This is a genomic window from Streptomyces sp. ISL-43 (genome assembly GCF_018614195.1).
Classification (GTDB): Bacteria; Actinomycetota; Actinomycetes; order Streptomycetales; family Streptomycetaceae; genus Streptomyces.
The window spans coordinates 20,303-38,494 of record NZ_JAGGOT010000020.1 but is presented as its reverse complement, the minus strand read 5'-3'; the positions used below and the strand labels follow the sequence as shown (position 1 = coordinate 38,494).

The 18,192-nt window shown below is 69.7% G+C and carries 15 protein-coding genes and 2 pseudogenes; 12 read left to right on the top strand and 5 right to left on the bottom strand.

The features are described 5' to 3' along the window. Positions 1-312 precede the first annotated feature (312 nt). A pseudogene (locus J7F03_RS11975) lies at positions 313-1,021 on the bottom strand (tyrosine-type recombinase/integrase); the annotation flags it as partial. Positions 1,022-1,185: 164 nt separating this feature from the next. Between J7F03_RS11975 and J7F03_RS11970 the strand changes: the two are divergent. Further along, the gene (locus J7F03_RS11970; protein ID WP_214948703.1) at positions 1,186-2,088 is read left to right on the top strand and encodes a helix-turn-helix transcriptional regulator; all 903 of its coding nucleotides are present in this window, start codon (positions 1,186-1,188) and stop codon (positions 2,086-2,088) included. 103 nt (positions 2,089-2,191) lie between these two features. Here J7F03_RS11970 and J7F03_RS11965 read toward each other — a convergent pair whose 3' ends face one another. Next, positions 2,192-4,243, bottom strand: a complete 2,052-nt coding sequence (locus J7F03_RS11965) for an ice-binding family protein (protein ID WP_214948711.1) — start codon at positions 4,241-4,243, stop codon at positions 2,192-2,194. Between the two features lie 1,052 nt (positions 4,244-5,295). Beyond that, positions 5,296-5,718 carry a heavy metal-responsive transcriptional regulator gene (locus tag J7F03_RS11960; protein ID WP_214948702.1) on the bottom strand — a complete coding sequence of 141 codons (423 nt, stop codon included), beginning with the start codon at positions 5,716-5,718 and terminating at the stop codon, positions 5,296-5,298. A gap of 83 nt (positions 5,719-5,801) precedes the next feature. Here J7F03_RS11960 and J7F03_RS11955 point away from each other — a divergent pair, with 83 nt between their 5' ends. From J7F03_RS11955 to J7F03_RS11940, 3 genes are read left to right on the top strand one after another with little or no spacing between them, the layout of a single operon-like run. Next, the gene (locus J7F03_RS11955) at positions 5,802-6,797 is read left to right on the top strand and encodes an alkylmercury lyase family protein (protein WP_214948701.1); all 996 of its coding nucleotides are present in this window, start codon (positions 5,802-5,804) and stop codon (positions 6,795-6,797) included. A 32-nt stretch (positions 6,798-6,829) separates the two neighbouring features. Further along, a complete protein-coding gene (locus J7F03_RS42305; protein WP_308379385.1) occupies positions 6,830-7,900 on the top strand; it encodes a DUF5990 family protein in 1,071 nt (356 codons plus the stop codon). Further along, entirely contained in the window at positions 7,815-8,624 is an 810-nt protein-coding gene (locus J7F03_RS11940) for a DUF4239 domain-containing protein (RefSeq protein WP_214948698.1), read from the top strand. Before J7F03_RS42305 ends, J7F03_RS11940 begins: the two co-directional genes overlap by 86 nt. A 213-nt stretch (positions 8,625-8,837) precedes the next feature. On the opposite strand, the gene J7F03_RS11935 is transcribed toward J7F03_RS11940, so the two are convergent. Continuing rightward, the gene (locus J7F03_RS11935) at positions 8,838-9,410 is read right to left on the bottom strand and encodes a TetR/AcrR family transcriptional regulator (RefSeq protein WP_214948697.1); all 573 of its coding nucleotides are present in this window, start codon (positions 9,408-9,410) and stop codon (positions 8,838-8,840) included. Positions 9,411-9,508: 98 nt separating this feature from the next. Here J7F03_RS11935 and J7F03_RS11930 point away from each other — a divergent pair, with 98 nt between their 5' ends. Beyond that, positions 9,509-11,077, top strand: a complete 1,569-nt coding sequence (locus tag J7F03_RS11930; protein WP_214948696.1) for a carboxylesterase/lipase family protein — start codon at positions 9,509-9,511, stop codon at positions 11,075-11,077. A gap of 100 nt (positions 11,078-11,177) precedes the next feature. Here the strand turns inward: J7F03_RS11930 and J7F03_RS11925 are convergent, their stop codons facing one another. Further along, complete coding sequence (locus J7F03_RS11925; RefSeq protein WP_251071787.1) at positions 11,178-12,083, bottom strand: LysR family transcriptional regulator; 906 nt, start codon at positions 12,081-12,083, stop codon at positions 11,178-11,180. A 48-nt stretch (positions 12,084-12,131) separates the two neighbouring features. Between J7F03_RS11925 and J7F03_RS11920 the strand changes: the two genes are divergently transcribed. From J7F03_RS11920 to J7F03_RS11890, 7 genes and pseudogenes are all read left to right on the top strand, one after another. Next, on the top strand, positions 12,132-12,425 hold the full coding sequence (locus J7F03_RS11920; RefSeq protein ID WP_251071786.1) for a carboxymuconolactone decarboxylase family protein: 294 nt from the start codon (positions 12,132-12,134) through the stop codon (positions 12,423-12,425). Continuing rightward, complete coding sequence (locus tag J7F03_RS11915) at positions 12,422-13,066, top strand: hemerythrin domain-containing protein (RefSeq protein WP_214948695.1); 645 nt, start codon at positions 12,422-12,424, stop codon at positions 13,064-13,066. The genes J7F03_RS11920 and J7F03_RS11915 overlap by 4 nt, the downstream gene beginning before the upstream one ends. A gap of 166 nt (positions 13,067-13,232) precedes the next feature. Then, entirely contained in the window at positions 13,233-14,234 is a 1,002-nt protein-coding gene (locus J7F03_RS11910) for a GNAT family N-acetyltransferase (RefSeq protein WP_251071785.1), read from the top strand. Positions 14,235-14,416: 182 nt separating this feature from the next. Next, a complete protein-coding gene (locus tag J7F03_RS11905) occupies positions 14,417-15,199 on the top strand; it encodes a VOC family protein (RefSeq protein ID WP_214948694.1) in 783 nt (260 codons plus the stop codon). 110 nt (positions 15,200-15,309) lie between these two features. Then, a pseudogene (locus tag J7F03_RS11900) lies at positions 15,310-16,512 on the top strand (glycosyltransferase); the annotation flags it as partial. A 12-nt stretch (positions 16,513-16,524) separates the two neighbouring features. After that, positions 16,525-17,274, top strand: a complete 750-nt coding sequence (locus J7F03_RS11895) for a cyclopropane-fatty-acyl-phospholipid synthase family protein (RefSeq protein ID WP_214948707.1) — start codon at positions 16,525-16,527, stop codon at positions 17,272-17,274. Between the two features lie 8 nt (positions 17,275-17,282). Then, positions 17,283-18,152, top strand: coding sequence for an alpha/beta fold hydrolase (locus J7F03_RS11890; protein WP_214948693.1), 870 nt, complete (start codon positions 17,283-17,285; stop codon positions 18,150-18,152). Positions 18,153-18,192: the final 40 nt, after the last annotated feature.

Here is an 18,192-nt window from a genome sequence, read left to right as displayed (position 1 = left end):
CTGTGCGGGCATGGACATCAGTGATCGCCGGCGAGCACGTCCCTGTCCGCCGGCCGCACCAAGAACACCAAAGTCCGCCCCGGCAACCGCGGCCTGACCCCGAACCGGACACCCGGCAGCCACCAACGGCCACCGGGGACCCAGCCATGCCCACACCCACCCTGACCTGCTGCTATTTACGCGTCAGAAGCCATATTCACGCCCAAGTGCGGAGTGATTCCCAAGCTTATAGCGCGGGTTCGATTCCCGTCATCCGCTCTTACAAGAAGGCCCAGGTCAACGACCTGGGCCTTCTTCGTTGTCCAGACCTGCTCAGGGGCTCCGCACCACTTGCGCACCACTCGGCCCCTGGGAGGCCAGGTCAGCGGCCTTCTGCCGGGCGGCCCGCACCATCCCGTCCAGCCCACCAGCGACCTCCTTCTGACGCCCTTGATCCGCGTGTTGGTAGATCATCGCGGCCCTCTCCGAGGACTGGCCAGCGCGCAGCATCGTGTCCTTCAGCGTGGCCCCGGACCTCGTCGACAGGGTGTGCCCGGTGTGACGAATGCCCTAGAACCTGAACGAGAGTTCGGCATGCCGACTTTCACCCGCGCCTTGGCCCACTTCCGACCGAACGTCGTACGGCGGAACGGGCCCCTTTCTCCCCCACGAATACGAGTCCCTCGGGACCCTTCTCCGCGTACCACTCGATGTGGCGTCGCAACTCCTCACGGAGAAACTCGGGCAGAACGACAATCCGCTTACCCGCCTCGGACTTGGTGGGTCCTTCGGCCCTCTTCCCGGTGTTCGGCTCGGGCGCCGCCATCCGTACGCGGATCGTCATTGCGTCGAGGTCCACGTCCTTCCGCCGCAGACCCGCCTGCTCCTCCGGTCGCATCGGGCCGTACGCGCCGAGGTAGACCATCAGCCGCCACCGGATCCCGATCGCTTCGGCCAGGGCGTCCACCTGAGCCACGGTCGCGATCTCCCGCTCGGGGGCAACCTCCTTTTCTGCACCCCTGATCCGGCAGGGACTCTCACGAGTTCGAATCTCATATCCTCCGCCAGTGCCTCACTGGGCACTTGAAGGCCGCCGCGCCGCTCCGAATCACCCTGCACGACACGGGGGCCAAGGCGAATCCAGCTGCTCTGGCCGTGGCAATCTGCTCGCCAGTGCAAGGTTCTTGAAGCGGAGGTACGCGCCCCGTGGGTATCACTGTCAATCCCACCATCAGCAGGCGCCGACTGGGGGCGGAGCTGCGTCGGCTCAGGGAGCTCAGCGGTATGACGACGCAGCAGGTGGCGACACGCCTGCTGATCTCCCAGCCCAAGATCAGCCTGCTGGAGAACGGCCGCCGACTCATCAAGCCGCGCGACCTGCGAGATCTCTGCGGGCTGTACGGAGTCCGGGATCAGCGGCGCGTTGACGATCTGATGCAGATGGCCAGGGAATCGGGTCAGGAGGGCTGGTGGAACGCCTACGACGACATCCCGTACGGCGCCTACATCGGCCTGGAGGCCGAGGCAGCCGCGGTCCGGTTCTATGAGCCCCTGGTGGTCCCCGGCCTGCTGCAGACCCCCGCCTATGCACGGGCGGTCATCGCAGGAACGATCCCTCACGCCACTGCCGAGCAGGCCGGCACCCGCCTTCAGGTGCGGATGCGGCGCCAGGACCGGCTGCGCGCCCCGGACAACCCGCTGCGCTTATGGGCCGTGCTGGACGAAGCGGTGCTGTGGCGCGTCGTGGGCAGCCGCGAGGTCATGCGCGAGCAGCTGGACCATCTGACCCACCTCAGCGCCCAGCCGCACATCACCATGCAGGTTCTCCCTCACGAGGTGGGTGCGCACCCAGGCGTCTCGGGACAGTTCTCGCTGCTCGAGTTCGCCGACGCCACTGATGTGAGCGTGGTGTATCTGGAGAGGTTCACCAGCGACCTCTATCTGGAGAAACGATCCGACGTGCGACGCTACAGCGACATGTATGCGCACTTGCAGGCCCAGGCGCTGAGCCCGGACGGTACCCGGCGTTTCATCGAGGAAGCCATCAGGGCGTACGCCGGCCCAGGATCGTGGCCAGACGCCCGAGCGCTGTCCCTGCCGAGCCCGTGAGAGCCACTGAGCCCCCGGACGATGCGTCCAGGGGCTCAGCTGCCGAACGGCGAACCGGACGACTTATGTGGTTGATCTAGCGTCAGCCCTTACCTGCGAAGGGCTAGTCCTGTCGGGTTGCTCCACCTCGCCGGGTCCGCCTCACGACGAAGAAGGCCGAGCCTCCGACGAATGCCAGCGCGGCTGCAGTGGCGGCCATGATGCCGGCCTCGCTGCTCGAGTCGGTCGCGGCGAGGGCCGGCGTCACCTCCTTCGACTGCAGGCCGGTGGCGGCGCTTACCGGGGTGAAGTTGACGTTCTTGGCGGTGCGCCCAGGACCGGCGTGGCCCAGAGCATCGTCGGAGCCGCCTGATCGGGGGTCGGCCCACGGGGGCTTGCCCTGGTCGGAGCCGTCGTGGCCGTGCCAGGGCTTGCCATGGTCGTGACCGTGGCCGGGCTTGCCGTGGTCGTGGTCGTGACCGTTCTCGCCCTCGTCGCCCTCGTCGTCGTGACCGTGACCGTGGTCGTGACCGTGGTCGTGACCGTGGTCGTGGTCGTGATCGCCCGAGTCACCCTTTTCACCCTTGTCGCCGCGAGGCCCCTTGGGACCGGCGGGACCGGCGGGACCGGCAGGACCGGCAGGACCGACGGGACCGGCAGGACCGGCAGGACCGGCAGGACCGGCGGAGCCGACGGGGCCGGGAGCGCCGGTCGGGCCAGGGGCACCAGGGGAGCCGACGGGACCAGGAGCACCGGTCGGGCCAGGAGCACCAGGGGCACCAGGGCTGCCGTCAGGGCCAGGCGAGCCGGTCGGGCCAGGAGCACCAGGGGAGCCGACGGGACCAGGAGCACCGGTCGGGCCAGGAGCACCAGGGGCACCAGGGGCACCGGGGCTGCCGTCAGGGCCAGGCGAGCCGGTCGGGCCAGGAGCACCAGGGACACCAGGGGCACCGGGGCTGCCGTCAGGGCCAGGCGAGCCGGTCGGGCCAGGAGCACCAGGGGCACCAGGGGCACCGGGGCTGCCGTCAGGGCCAGGCGAGCCGGTCGGGCCAGGAGCACCAGGGACACCAGGGGCGCCGGGGCTGCCGTCAGGGCCAGGCGAGCCGGTCGGGCCAGGAGCACCCGTCGGGCCAGGGGCACCGGGGCTGCCGTCAGGGCCAGGCGAGCCGGTCGGGCCAGGAGCACCCGTCGGGCCAGGCGAGCCGGTCGGCCCGGGAGGCCCAGGCGGGCCAACGGCGCAGGCCGCCCTCGTGATGGTGTTGGTGTCCAGCGTGACCGCGCCATTGCGCGCCAGGGCGCGGCCTTCGATCACGGCGCCGGTGTTCAGCGTGATGGACGTCAGGGCCAGGATGTTGCCCTTGAACTGGGAGGTCGTGTCGATGGTGGCGGAGCTGCCCACCTGCCAGAACACGTTGCAGGCATTTGCCCCGTTGATGAAGGCCACGACACTCGCCGGAGCCGTGATCAGGGTCGAAGGGATCTGGAAGATGAAGACGGCATCGGGGTTGTTCTGGCCGTCGAGAGTGACCGTTCCGGTGATGTTCAGTGTCGACGAGGCCGTGTAGACGCCGGGCGCCAGCGTTTGTCCGCCGATATCGGCCGAAGTGGCGGCGCCGGGTCCCCGGCTTGCCGCGTCGTTGTAGGCGACGACGAGGTCGGACTTCGCCTGAGCGGCGGCGGCGTCGGTGACGTGCTGCGTTCCGTTGACGATGCCGGGCGGAAAGCCGGTGACCGATGTGCCCGGATGGAGCCCCAGATCTCCGTTGATGATGCTGGGGCCCGTGTTGGTGACCGTTGAACCGGCCAGGACCGCGTAATTGGTGGCGGTCCCCAGTCCCACGGGGGCTTCCAGGGCGTGAGCGAGGTTCGGGACCAGGGTTGCCGCCGCCAGGATCGCTGCGGGGAGCAGGACAAGGGCTCCCCGTTTGAACAGATTGCGTCGAGGCCTTTTGTCGGGTGGACCCGACCGGATGACATCCAATGCCACAGCAGGACCTTTCTTGTTGCTCCGGGTCTCAGTCCTCCCGGAGGAGGTTCCCGAGCGCCCGCGTCGATGGCTACTCAGGGCCGCAAGCCCCAACCTGCGCCGACGCGCAGGCTCCCTCTGAGCGGGGACTTCGAGAGCGGCTCCCTGCCCGAGGTAGTGATACGCCGTCACGCGAGGGCAGTCACGCATATTTCGCAGTAATTGGCAATAAATCAGGAAAAATGCTCTACATGGGTGACGTAACGCCAGGAAGCCGCAGTGCTGCCAGCCCGTGCGAATCCGTTGTGCCGTCAAAGTGGAGAGCGCGTGGCGGCAGTGGGGACAGCAACCCGGCTCGGAGGCAGGGCCGTCTCCCCCGTCCCTGCGAGCCTCGAGGTCGCTTCGGGCGGGACATGACAGAGCCCGGCCGGGCTCTGTGCGTGAGGGCGAGTGGTTCTCCGGTCAAAGGGTCTCGTCGTGCAGGTCCTCTTCGCGCAGCAGGCCGTCTTCGCGGCGGCGCGAGGCCGCCGTCTGGCCCTGCTTCTGGACCTGCTTCAATCCCGTCTCATTCAGGTCGGTGCAGCAGTGTTCAGCACCGTCCACACTGCAGACGGGCGGAGGTACGGGAATGCTCATGAACGCAGGTGAACACCCAGGAATATCGGGCTGACCTGCGCCAACAGACTTGCAATCCGTGCACGGCCGGCGCTGGCAGGTCTGCTCGTGGCCATCGACGTAGCCTGACCGTCCGGCAGTCGGCACGACGATGCATGGCTGGACGCCAGGGCGAGCGGCTCGGAACGCTCCTCGCACGCGGCCCTGCGCTCGTACCTCGCAGATCAGGCCGGCCAAGCACTCTGCGGCGCGTGCCACTACGTGCCAGTCAGGGCGGTAAACAGCGGTCAGCAGAGGACGGTTCGGAACCCTCGAATCAACTTCGAAAGGCACATCTTCGCAGGTCAGAGCCCTAACGAACCTCAAGTGTCGGGTGATTCCCAAGCTTATAGCGCGGGTTCGATTCCCGTCATCCGCTCTTTAAAGAAGGCCCAGGTCAGCGACCTGGGCCTTCTTATTGTCTAGACCTATCCGCCCTACCATGTCCTCCGCGTGCCCCAACTCCCGCGAATGCCCTGGCCGGAGGCTCTTTGGCGCACCACATGCACCACATCGGCAGGCGACCGTCTCGAATCCCGAGATGCAAACATGCAGGCGTTCCGGGATCACGCCCGGCCAGTCGAGATCGATGTGGACGCAGGTGGACTTCACCCGGGCAATGGCCTCGATGCTGACTGCGATGGGAAGATGGTGCAGATGCCTCCTTCGGCGCAGGTCGCCGGGTCGGTCGCGGCGGCGCGGAGGGCGAGGTCGCGCAGTGCGGTGCGGGTCGTGCGGAGTTCGGCGATACGCCGGTTGATCTCTTCGAGATGCCGATCGATGAGGTCCGTGACGTGGCCGCACGGAGCTTGTCCGCTGTCGCGGAGGGCGAGGACGCTGCGGATCTCGGCAAGGGTGAGGCCGGCGTGCTGGGCGTCGCGGATGAACGCGAGCCGGGTGGCGGCTTCGGCCGGGTAGTCACGGTAGCCGCCGGGGGTCCGGGGCGGTGCGGGCATGAGGCCGGCCTGCTCGTAGTAGCGGATGGTCTTGGTCGTGATTCCGCTGGTGGCGGCGAGGTCCCCGATGCGCATGCCTCAAGGCTAGCTCTTGACCTTCCAGTGTGCTGGAAGGTCTACGGTCGGGCTCAGAGACAACGAGCTGGGAGGACGATGCCATGCGGATCACGGTTCTGACCGTTCCGGACTGCCCGAACGGGCCGGTCGTGGAGGAGCGGATCACCGCCGCGCTGGCGGGCCGGGCCGCCGAGGTCGAACGCGTCGAGGTGCGCGAAGAGGCCGAGGCCACCCGCTGGGGCATGGCCGGATCCCCGACGGTCCTGCTTGACGGCGTCGACCCGTTCGCGGTGGCGGGGGCCGCGCCGAGCGTCTCGTGCCGCATCTACCGCGACGCCGGACAGGTGGATGGGGCGCCGAGCGTGGCCGCCTTGCGTACGGCCCTGGCCGAGGCGGGTTTCGCCGAAGCGGCGGAGGAGAACTGCTGCGAGACGGACCTTCTTGATCCGATCGGGCGGGGTGGCCGAGGCCGGGTGGCTCCGGCCGAGCGCGGGTTGCGGGCCGTCCACCAGGCCGTGCTGCGGCACTTCGCGACCGCCGGCCGAGCGCCGGAGGCCGGGCTACTGGAACCCGTCGCGGCGGCAGCCGGCCGAACAGCCGAGGACGTGCTGGCGGAGTTGGCCCGGGAGGACTTCCTGACCCTGGACGAGACCGGGCAGGTCCGGGCCGCGTACCCCTTCTCCGCCGCGCCGACCCCGCACCGGGTGCGGATCGACAGCGGCGCGGAGGTGTTCTCGATGTGCGCGGTCGACGCCCTCGGCATCACGGCGATGCTCGGCCAGGACACCGTCATCTCCTCGACCGATCCGGTCACCGGCGAACCTGTCACCGTCACTTCGACGAACGGGACGACGGTGTGGGACCCGGACTCGGCCGTCGTCTTCGTCGGGCGCCGCGCCTTCTCCGGCCCCGCCGAGGCGGTGTGCTGCGACGCGCTGAACTTCTTCTCCAGCCGCGCCTCCGCCACCACCTGGTCACAGCAGCATCCGGACGTGCCCGGCGACATCATCAGCCACGCCCGCGCCGAGGAACTGGGCCGGCAGACCTTCGGGCCGCTGCTGACTTCCGGGGCTCCCGACTCCTCTTACAGCCCCTGATCCCACGCCCGGCGGCCGAGGAGGATGACCTCATGCAGATTCGGATCGAAGCCGTCGATCTTCCGGGCCGCACCTGCGGCGCCGGCCCGGACTTCCCCGGCTACAGCAACATCCACGTCGCCATCCAACGGCGCGACCGCAGGGACGAGCTCCTCGGCCTGCACCCCGGCGACGCCGCCTCGGCAACGTGGACGCTGGAGTGCACGGCCACGCCGACCGACACGGGCCTCGACCTGAAGGGGCCGTACATCCAGGGCCGCCCCGCCGGTCGCTTCATCTACCTGAGCTGGGGCAGCGTGGACGAAGCAGGGACCTTCACCATGTTCCGCCGGGCCAAGCTGATGCTCGACGCCATCGCCCCGGGCACTGCCGTTGCCGCGATGAGCTCCGGAGGCCTGCTCGCACGCCTACGCCTCACCGACGCCTGCGGCCGGCCTCTGTGCGCCCAGGTCCGGCCACCGCTCGTCGAATGGACCGCCATCTCTGCGCCCGCGCCCTCCGCGTGCCGCGACTTCCGAGAATGCCCACGGAGGCCCCGTGGCGCACCACGTCCCTCTGTTGGGGTGGACGGTGATGCCGTGGGGCTGGGCAATCGTCAGGTTCATCGGCTGCGGCGGGACGCTCGTGTCGGGTTCACCGGTCAGCTTCACGGTGTAGGTCGACATCTTCCCGTCCGTGGGACTGGTGACGTACAGACGACGGCCGGCCGGGTGGGTCGCGATGCCGACGGGTCGACCGGAGGTGAGGTCGATCCGGGGCAGAATCTCCACCTCGCGGTCACCTGGCGGGTTCAGCTTGATCGCCTGCACGCGCCGCTCTTGAGGGCTGCAGTCGCCGGCTGCCACAAGTGCCCTCACATGCGTCAGACCGGGCCCCGCACCGGCGGGCCCACCCGAAGGCCACGGGCGGGCAGGTCCACCTGGACCACCCCATCGCGCCGCACCCCACCCCGTGGTGGGCTGAGGTCGGCGGGGGGATGTCCGCCAACCCGATCTCCCCTGGGCCATGACCATGACGATGACCATCACCGTTACGGCGATCGCCACGGCACTCGCATTCGGCCTGATCTCCAACCAGCTCCGCCGTCGGCGCCTCACCAATGACGATGACGACGACGAGGCGTCCGTCAGCGATCTGATCAGCCCTCTGGAGACACTCGCCGTCCTCCTGGTCGCCTTCGTCATCGTCGTGGCGGCCGAGTCGTACGGCGCCGCCGCCACGGCCGTCGAGGCCGAAGCCAGCCGGGTCGACCAGCTCTACGAGGTGGCCGACTACGCCCCGGAGCCACAGCGCGAACGGCTCCAGGCAGCCGCCGTTTGCTACTCGCGGGCCATCCGGGCCGCCGAATGGCCCCTCATGGCCGAGGGCGGCGCGAAGTCCCCGATGGCCTCGGTGTGGTCCACCGACTTCCGCAGGCACTTCAAGGAACTCGCCCACAAGGGTGACGCCACCTTCACCCTCCTGGTCGAAGCCGATGACGAACGCTCCAAGGCCCGGCAGACCCGGATCTCGGAGGCGAGCCCCGCCATTCCCTCGTTCGTCTACTGGTTCATGGTCGTGGCCCTGGCCACCACCGTGGGGGCCTTCGCCTTCGGCCTGCCCCGCAGGCGCGGGCCCTCGCACCTCGTCCTGTTGTGCGTACTGGCGGCGCTGTTCACCGGGTCCCTGCTACTGATCGAGGACATCGACAGCCCCTTCTCCGGCCGGATCCGGATCACGAACGAGGCGATGCGGGAAGCCGCCGAGGACATCTCCGAGGACTTCGCCACCGATCACCCCACGAGCACACTGCCGTGCGATGCAGACGGGAAGCGGACCACGACCTGATCCATCGGCCTGCCTGAGGACGCGTGCCCCAACGTGCCAGTAGCGGCGGTAGGCAGCGGTCGGCAAGGGGCCGCCGAATCGATCACGACGAGGCCGTCACGGCTTTCTTCCTTGCCCAGACCTCACAGAACCCGCGTGCCATTCGCGCACCACAAGCGCCCTCACCGTGGGTCAGGTTGGGCTCGCGTCGACACTCACCGCGTTGGGGGGTGGTCAGCGCGCGATCTCGGCCAGGGCCTGGATGCCTTCGAGCACCTCAGCGGCGGTGGGAGCGCTGGAGGGGTCGCTGAGGCACTGGAACATCACGCCCGACACGAGCGCAAGCTGCACGGTCCCTAGGGTGCGGACGGAGGTCTCCGCGACCTCCTCTTCGTGGACGCCGTCCAGGATGGCAGCCATGCCGCGTCGACCCTGGGCGGTGCCCCCGGCCAGCGCGGCACGCAGCTCCGGCTGCCGCTGGGCCTGCATGAACAGCTCGACCGAGGCCAGCCAGAGGTCGGGGTGCGCGCCGAAGTCCTCGATCAGGCCCTCCCAGATGCGCTCGAAGTGCGCCCTGGAGGAGCCGTCGGCGTCGGGGACCAGCGCCCGGCCCATCGCGTCGCCCCACTCGTCGAGGATCTCGAACAAGGCCTGGTTGAGCAGCGCTTCCCGTGAGCCGTAGTGGTAGCCGACGGCGGCCGTGCTCACGTGGGCGGCGGAGGCGATGTCACGTACGGAGGTGCGGTCGTAGCCCTTTTCCCGCAGGCAGGCCTTGGCGCCGATGAGCAGGGCTTCGCGGTTTCCCATGCCCCGGAGCCTAGCGCCCGCATGACACGAACGCCTCATACGGTCGAGTTAGACAAACGTATTGCACGATCGTACAAATCTGTCGTAGCGTTCGGGGCATGAGACACACCAGGAACGTTTCCAGAGGGTTCACCGCCACCGCGCTGATGCTGGCCACGCTGGGCGTGGGTCTGGGCCTCGGACCGGCCGGCCCGGCGCAAGCGGCGGCAGGCGGTGGCGCCGGTACGGTCGTCGACACCACCGGCGGCGCGGTCCGCGGCACCTCGACCGACGGTCTGCGCAGCTTCCAGGGCATCCCGTACGCCGCCCCGCCGGTGGGCGAACTGCGCTGGGCCTCGCCGCAGCCCGCAGCGGCCTGGACCGGGGTGCGAGAGGCGACCGCGCCCGGATCCCCGTGCTCGCAGCCGGCGGGGCTCCCCATCGGAGTCCCCAGCGTGGTCGAGGACTGCCTCTACCTGAATGTCACCACCCCCGCGAAACCGGCCGGGAAGCGCCCGGTGATCGTGTGGATCCACGGCGGCAGCCTGATGTTCGGCAGCGGCGATCTGTACGGACCCGAGCGACTCGCCGCCGAGGGCGCGGTCGTCGTGACCATCAACTACCGGCTCGGCGCCATGGGCTTCCTGTCCGACCCCGTCCTCAAGACCTCCGGCGGCCTCGGCCTGGAGGACCAGCAGGCCGCGCTGCACTGGGTCCGCGCCAACGCCGACGCCTTCGGCGGCGATCCCGGCAACGTGACGATCACGGGGCAGTCCGGCGGCGGATACAGCGTCTGCGGCCACCTCGCCTCGCCGAAGTCCGCCGGACTGTTCGACCGCGCCATCCTGCAGAGCTCCCCCTGCGCCACAGGCGGCTCACGCACCCGGGAGGAAGCCGAGGCCGAGGCCGAGGCCACCGTCGAGCACCTCCGGAAGCTGAAGGCGTGCGACAACCACAAGGACACGGAGTCCTGCCTGCGCCACACGGACCCGGGCACGCTCATGAAGGCGTACGGAACCTGGAACGAGCCCCGCCCGATCGCCGGTACGGACCTCATGCCGCTGGCCCCCGCCGAGGCGTTGCGCACGGGCAAGTTCAACCGCGTCCCGGTGCTCATCGGGGTCAACCACGACGAGGAGCGCGGCAGGATCCTCGGCGAGGAGCTGGGAGGCGGGCCGATGCCGCCCGGGGCGTACGAGCCCGAGATCCGAAAGGAGTTCGGCGACCGGGCCGACGCGGTGCTGGCACGCTACCCGCTGAACCGCTTCGGCTCCGTCGGCGAGGCCCTGGCGACCGTCCGCACCGACCACACCTGGTCGGTGCCGACCCTGGACACCGCCCGGCTGCTGGCGAAGTGGACGCCGACCCGAATGTTCGAGTTCAGCGAGCGCGAGACGCCCGCGTGGGCCGGCGACCCGAAGCTCAGCTTCGAGCCCCGCGCGTCGCACATGTCGGAGCTGCCCTACCTCTTCGACCTCAAGCTGCCCCTGTTCGAGAAGCTGACGGAACAGCAGGAACGGCTCGGCAACCGGATGACGGACACCTGGGTCGACTTCGCCGAGTCCGGCAAGACCGACTGGCCGAGTTTCCGCGGCGGCGGCTACGTGCAGTCGCTGACGTCGGGGCCGTGGAAGCGCACGGAGTTCACCAAGGACCACGACTACGCGTTCTGGAGGAACCTCCGCTGACGCCGAGCGCGGAACGCTCCTGCCACTACGTGCCGGTCAGGCGGGTGTCCGAGCCGCCGCGCTCGACCCTCTGAACAGGAGCTTCGCGCCGCAGTTTGCGTCAGAAGCGGAACACACCGAGATCTCGCACCGTGTCCGCCAGAGCGCGGATGAGGTCGTTCTCGACTTCGGTCCGCCAGACCAGGGCGAAGGTCATGGTTCCCATGTCGGGGATGGGCAGCCATCGGATGTTCGACATGCCCCAGTACCTGGTGACATGGCCGGGGAAGGTGTGGATGATCTCGCCCATGCTGACCATGCCGATCAGCTCATCGGCGTTGTCCGCGACCGCGATGCGCTCGATGGGCCGGCCTCGTGGGGTGTGGAAGGGCAGGTAACTGTCCTCCCAGTAGTCCGGCAGGCCGAGGGCAGTGGCGTGCGGGAATTCGGCGAGCAGCTCCACCGGCACGGAGTCCCGTCCCGCGAACCGGTGGTCGGCGGCCACGGCAAGGATCCGGGAGTCGGTGCACAGAGGCGGGCCGACGGTGAGGTCGGGCTCCTCCACAGGCAGCCAGACGACCATGACGTCCATGGCACCGCTACGGAGCTGGCTGAACACATGGTTGAAGGTCGCCTGGCGGATCTGGAGTCCCCATTGCGGGTACCGCGCGCGGAACGCCTTCCAGTAGGGGTGCAGATCGACGACGTTGAAGGGCATCAGGCTGACGCGGAGCTGTGCCGTGATACCGCGGGCCGCCAGCTGGGCGCGCTCCAGGGATTCGTGCAGGCCCGCGTAGACCGGTTGCAGATCGTCGCGGAACTGCCGGCCGACCTCGGTCAGGAACACCGTGCGGCTTGTGCGGATGAACAGCTCGGCACCGATGCGCCGTTCCTGCTTCTTGATGGCCTGACTGACGCGAGCCTGGGAGACGTGCAGCCGCTGTGCGGTCCGGCCGAAATGCAGCTCCTCCGCCAGCACCAGGAATATCTCGATGTCCCGCAGCTCCACCGGCTCCCCAGCCCCCATCGATAACCCTGCGGTTATCGAACCGCGCGGAAGTTTACATTGATCATGATGGCGACCCGCAAGAAGGTTGAGGGCATGCAATCACGCATGAAGAACTCGGCGCTCGTGCTGCCGGACGCGCTCACGAGCATCGGCAACTTCTTCAAGTCGGTCAACTCTGGCGCCATCTCCGATGAGTTGCCGGAGATCCTGGCTCTGCGCGCCGGCCAGATCAACGGCTGCGGTGACTGCGTGCGCACCCACGTGCAGAACCTGTCGATCGGCGTGACCGACATGTTCGACTGCCGCACCACTGGGGTCCGTGAACCGGCCGGCACGTCCTGGAGCCGACGCCGGCCATGAGCGATGAAGTCGGCCTGACCGCGATGTACGCGATGCACGATGCCCTACGCCGGGAGCTGGCCCATCTGGACCGGATCACCATCGGCACGGACCGTGACCCCCGGCAGTTACCGACCACTGCCGGATGGACGCTGTTCAAAAAGGCTCTCCACGCCCACCACACGGCCGAGGACGACGCGCTGTGGCCGGCGCTGCGTCGACGTCTGGCCGGCCGCCCGAAGGACCTGGCTCTCCTGGAGGCGATGGAGGCCGAGCACGCCGCCATCGACCCGCTGATCGAGGCCATCGACGCGGCGCTCGCCGACCCCGAGGTCGACCAGCTGCGGTTGGGCATTCTGACCGACGCGCTGGCCACCGGCCTGGCCGGGCACCTCAAGCACGAGGAGGACGCGGCCCTGCCGCTGATCCGGCGGGCGTTGACGGCCGAGCAGTGGAACCACTTCGGCCAGGTCCATGCCCAGCTGATCGGCCCGGACGCACCGCTGTTGCTGCCGTGGCTGCTGGACGGTGCCGACGAGGCGACTGTGGAGAAGCTGCTCGCTCCACTGCCCGCATCCGCTCGCGCCGCCTACACCGCCGAGTGGGCCCCGGCCTACACCGCCCTGGACCGCTGGAGACCTGGCACTGCTCCGACGCGCTGACACCGGCTGCCGCGCCTCTCAGAGCGTCGCGTCGGCCGGTGTCCCAGGGGCCCGACGCCACCCCGTGGGGTGGTTCACCGGCCCCGCAGTCGTGCGCACGGCATGCGTGCGCAACGTCCGGAACCCGGACTTACGTTCCCCTCAGAAGATCATTGGAGCCATCGCCTTGTCCGAGCACATCCACCTCACTCCGCTCCACGACATCTCGGCCACCGACGCCGCCGCCTGGCACCGGGTCGTCGCCGCCTCGATGGCCCGCGACCTGCCCGGCGTACCGCCTCCCGGCCCCGAGCAGATCCACGCCCGGCTCACCAAGCCCATGCTGAACAGTCACCGGCTGACCTGGCTGGCCACCGGGGCGCAGGGCAGCCCGGTCGGACTCGCGGGCCTGCGACTGTTCACCTCCCCGGGGCGGAATCACCTTGCCGAACTGGAACTCCACGTCGACCCCGCGCACCGGCGCCTGGGCACCGGCTCCCTCCTGCTGTCGGCGGTCGTGGCGGCCTGCCGCGCCGAGGACCGGCGCAGCCTGATCGTCGAAGCGGCGGCCGACAGCCCGGGCGAGGCCTTCTGCGAAAAGCGGAACTTCCGCCAGGCACTGGCCCTGGACCATCTGATCCTGCACCTGGACCAGTCGGACGAGGCCGCCGTTCTCCAGTTCGCCGAGGCCGAGCACCCCGGCTACCGGCTGACGGGCTGGACCGGCACGGTGCCCGACGACCTCGCCGCCTCCTTCGCCGCCGCCAAGAACGCGATGAACGACATGCCCGTCGGAGACCTGGACTACGGCACCGTGGATTGGGACGCCGACCGCGTACGGGCCATGGCCCAGGTGATCGCCGACCGCGGCGACACCCTGCTGACCCTCGCCGCCGTCGACGACGACGGCACCATGGCCGGATATACCGAGATCCTGCTCCCGCAGGGCGCGCCGCCCCGGGCGCAGCAGTACGACACCGCCGTCGTGCCCGTGCACCGCGGCCATGGCCTCGGGCTGTGGCTCAAGGCCGCCATGGTGCGCCGACTGCGCGCCGAGCACCCCGGTGTCGTCGAGATCGAGACCGACAACGCCGAGGACAACGTCCACATGCTGGCCGTCAACCACCGGTTGGGGTTCCGCTCCTACCGGCGCACGCGCGAGTTCCAGCTCGACGTGCCCGCGGCCTGATCCCCGTACCCGTAGTCACCTCCGTATCGAAGAGGCGAGAAGACCCTGCGCAAGCTGACCTACTGCGTCTCCGCCACCCTCGACGGTTACATCGCCGGTCCCGGCGGACGACCGGAACCGAACAGCCTGCCGGCGCCTCCGCCCCCCACTCACCCCAAGCGCACACCTTCCGAGGAGCTGCCATGCACGTGTCCGCCTCCACCCTTTCCCTGACCGTCGCCGACGTCGACGCCTCCCGTGACTTCTTCCGCACTCACCTCGGCTACGAGGTGGCCATGGCCGACGACGGCTTCTGCTCGCTGACCCGCGAGGACGCCGCCGTCGACATCGTCCTGCTCCGCAAGGGGACCGACGTCCTGCCCGCCGAGCAGCGGGACCGGGAGGCGGGCGGGCTGATCCTCGCGCTCACGGTCAGCGGCCTCGCCGCGGAGGAGGCCCGGCTGCGCGCGGCGGGCGCCCCCATCACCATGCCCCTGCGGGAAGAGCCCTGGGGCGAGCGCCTGTTCCAGCTGACCGACCCCAACGGGGTCGTCGTCCAGCTCGTCGAATGGGCCGTCCCCGACCCCGGGACGGACGGGAACGAAAGCACCGCCGTACGGGTGGTCACTCCCTCGGCCGACGATGTCACCGTCTCCCCGAACGCCACCATGACCGGCCTGGCGGCTCCCAGCCGCGGCAGCGCCGAACTCAGCACCTGGACCGTCACGATGGACGCCGGCGCGACCGGCCCCGAGCACTCCATCAGCCGTGAGCAGGTCTGGACGGTCACCGCGGGCGCGCTGGAGGTGACGTGCGACGGGCGCGCCGAAACGATCCTGGCCGGCCAGACCCTGATCCTGCCGCCGGCCCTCGTCCGCCGGATCCACGCCCCGGAGCAGGCCGAGGCCCACGTCTCGATGCGCTCGGACGGGGTCGCTTCCGTTCCCGGCACCGAGGGTGTCCGCGAACTGCCCTGGGCACGGTAACCGCAGCTGCCTCCCCCCAGCTTGTCCCCCAGGGGGGCTTCCGGTAAGACCCGGATCCTCCCGCACCATCGCCGGCCGAGGTCGGAATCCACAGAAACGAGAATGACGAAATGCGTGTGCTGATCATGGCTTACGGGTCACGCGGCGACATCATGCCGCAGGCCGCGTTCGCGGCACAGTTGCGGAAACTCGGCGCGGAAGTACGGGTGTGCGCACCTCCGGACGAGGAGTTCGCGGAGATACTGGCCGGTGTCGGCGTGGAGCACGTGCCGTTCGGCCGGCCGGTGCGCCCGCTGGTGACCGGGACGCCGCCGTCACCCGGCTTCGCGACCGAGTTCGCGGCCGAGCTGGTCGCGGCGCACTTCGACACGGTCGCCGCGGCCGCCGAGGGATGTGACGTGCTGGTGGCGAGCGGCCTGATGCCGGCCGGCGTGCGGTCGGTGGCCGAGAAGCTGGGCATCCGCTACGTGTACGCCTGCTTCCACCCGTTCGAGATGCCGTCGACGCACTACCTTCCGTCGCCGCGGCCGGGCCCGCCGGTTTCGACCGACGTGACCGACAATCGCGCCCTGTGGGACCTGGACGTCGAGAAGGTGAACGCGCTGTACCTGGCGCCGCTCAACGCCCACCGGGCGGCGATCGGGCTGCCGCCGTTGGACAACGTCCGCGACCATGTCTTCGGCGACCGTCCGTGGCTGGCGGCGGACCCGGTCCTGGCGCCGTGGCAGGAGCTGACGGATCTCGAACTCGTGCAGACCGGCGCGTGGATCCTGCCGGACGAACGCCCGCTGCCGGACGACCTGGAGGCGTTCCTGGACGCCGGCACACCGCCGGTGTACGTGGGCTTCGGCAGCATGCCCATGCGCACGGCGACGGACGTCGCCCGGACAACCGTCGAAGCGGTCCGCGCGCAAGGGCGCCGCGTACTCGTCTCCCGCGGCTGGGCCGAACTGGGTCTGACCGACGACGCGGACGACTGCTTCGCCGTCGGCGACGTCAACCATCAGGCCCTCTTCGGCCGGGTGGCCGCGGTCGTGCACCACGGCGGCGCGGGCACCACGACGACGGCCGCCCGGGCCGGCGCGCCCCAGGTGGTGGTACCCCAGTTCGTGGATCAGCCGCACTGGGCCGCCCGGGTCGCCGAACTGGGCATCGGAGCGGCCCACGACGGTCCGAACCCGACCTTCGAATCCCTGTCGGCCGCCCTCAGGACGGCCCTGACCCCCGAGACGCAAGCACGGGCGAAGGCCGTCGCCGGCACGATCCGCACCGACGGGACGGCAGTGGCCGCGAAGATGCTCCTCGACACGGCGCACGCCGCGCCGGTGAGCCGCGAACAGATCTCCGGCATTGCGCATGCCGACCACCCGATAAAGGCTCCGCTCGACGACGACTCGGTCAGCCGGCTGCTCGAACGCGGCCTCCCGCGGGGCGACGAGCGAGTGCTCGACCTCGGATGCGGCACGGCGGAATGGCTTCTGCGCGCCCTGGCGACGCGCCCGCACCTGCACGCCGAGGGCGTCGACGTCTCCGAAGTCGCCCTGACGCAGGCCCGCCAGGCAGCGAGCGAACTCGGGGTCGACGAGCGCCTGGTCCTCCACCACCAGGAGGCCGCGGACTTCGTCTCCGCACAGCCGTTCGACCTGGTGGTCAGCGTCGGCGCCACGCATGCCTTCGGCGGCCTTCTCCCCACCCTCGCGGCGGCCCGCAAGCACCTGGCCCCCGGCGGCCGCGTCCTGATCGGTGAGTCCTTCTGGGACCGCGCCCCTTCGCCGGAGGTCATCGAGATGTTCGGTGACCTCGACGACCTGGCGACCACGGTGGACCACGTCGTCGCCGACGGATGGACCCCTGTCCACGGCCATGTCAGTACCCGCGGTGAGCTGGACGCCTACGAGTGGGCCTGCTGGGGCTCGCTGGCCTCATGGGCTCTGGACCACCCTGCCGATCCGGCCGGCGCACAGGTGCTGGAGACGGCCACCGCTCAGCGTTCGCAATGGCTGCACGGGTACCGGGACAGCTTCGGCTTCCTCTGCCTGGTCCTGCGTCAGACTCCCGTGGCGGCCGGAAAGTGAGTACACAGATGCAACCGACGTTCGTACTGGTCCACGGAGCCTTCGCGAACTCCTTCTCCTTCGCGCCCCTCCAGGCGGAACTCGGCCTCCTCGGGTACCGTTCCGTCGCCGTCGACCTGCCCGGCCACGGGTTCCAGGCGACCTTCACCCGCGCCTACCAGTCGCCTCAGGACCCCGAGGGGCTCGCCACCGCGCCCGGCTCGATCAAGGGCGTCACGCTCGCCGACAACACCGCGCACCTGATCGGAATCCTCGAACGGGCCAAGCGGAACGGCCCCGTGATCCTCGTCGCCCACAGCCGCGGCGGTGTCACGGTCACGGCCGCGGCCAACGCCCGCCCGGATCTGATCGACCGCATCGTCTACGTCTCGGCCTGGTGCCCGGTCGACCTCGACGTCAACGACTACTACGCCGAGCCGGAGATGGCCACGGTCGATCCCGCCGCCTTCGCTTCGGCGCTGGCCGGAAACCCTGCCGAGCTCGGCCTGCTCCGCGTCAACTTCCGCACCGCGAACCCGGACTCGCTCGCGGCGTTCAAGGCGGCCCTCTTCGCCGACGGCACCGACGAGCAGTTCCTCACCTTCCTGAACACCTTCCAGCCCGACGAGAACCTGGACGTCGGCGGCTCCGCCGACCGGGCGCAGGCCGCGACCTGGGGCCGCGTCCCCAAGACCTACATCCGCCTGGCCGACGACGCGAGCCTGCCTCTCGCCCTGCAGGACCGGCTGATCCGCGAGGGCAACGAGCTGACGCCGGACAACCCGTACGACGTCCGCACCCTGGAGGGCAGCCACCTGAAGTGGCTGGTGGACCCGGCGCCGGCGGCCGGCGTCCTCGGCGAACTCGCCACGCTCCCGGACCCGTCCGCTCCGGCGTGAGTCGTCGGTCGAGCCCGGAACCAACGAAATGAGAGTTGCG

Coding starts and splice junctions, on each gene's coding strand:
- J7F03_RS11965 (WP_214948711.1), bottom strand. CDS start 4,243: ATGCGTGACTGCCCTCGCGTGACGGCGTATCACTACCTCGGGCAGGGA.
- J7F03_RS11960 (WP_214948702.1), bottom strand. CDS start 5,718: ATGCGCATCGGGGACCTCGCCGCCACCAGCGGAATCACGACCAAGACC.
- J7F03_RS11955 (WP_214948701.1), top strand. CDS start 5,802: ATGCGGATCACGGTTCTGACCGTTCCGGACTGCCCGAACGGGCCGGTC.
- J7F03_RS42305 (WP_308379385.1), top strand. CDS start 6,830: ATGCAGATTCGGATCGAAGCCGTCGATCTTCCGGGCCGCACCTGCGGC.
- J7F03_RS11940 (WP_214948698.1), top strand. CDS start 7,815: ATGACCATCACCGTTACGGCGATCGCCACGGCACTCGCATTCGGCCTG.
- J7F03_RS11935 (WP_214948697.1), bottom strand. CDS start 9,410: ATGGGAAACCGCGAAGCCCTGCTCATCGGCGCCAAGGCCTGCCTGCGG.
- J7F03_RS11930 (WP_214948696.1), top strand. CDS start 9,509: ATGAGACACACCAGGAACGTTTCCAGAGGGTTCACCGCCACCGCGCTG.
- J7F03_RS11925 (WP_251071787.1), bottom strand. CDS start 12,083: ATGGGGGCTGGGGAGCCGGTGGAGCTGCGGGACATCGAGATATTCCTG.
- J7F03_RS11920 (WP_251071786.1), top strand. CDS start 12,132: ATGGCGACCCGCAAGAAGGTTGAGGGCATGCAATCACGCATGAAGAAC.
- J7F03_RS11915 (WP_214948695.1), top strand. CDS start 12,422: ATGAGCGATGAAGTCGGCCTGACCGCGATGTACGCGATGCACGATGCC.
- J7F03_RS11905 (WP_214948694.1), top strand. CDS start 14,417: ATGCACGTGTCCGCCTCCACCCTTTCCCTGACCGTCGCCGACGTCGAC.
- J7F03_RS11890 (WP_214948693.1), top strand. CDS start 17,283: ATGCAACCGACGTTCGTACTGGTCCACGGAGCCTTCGCGAACTCCTTC.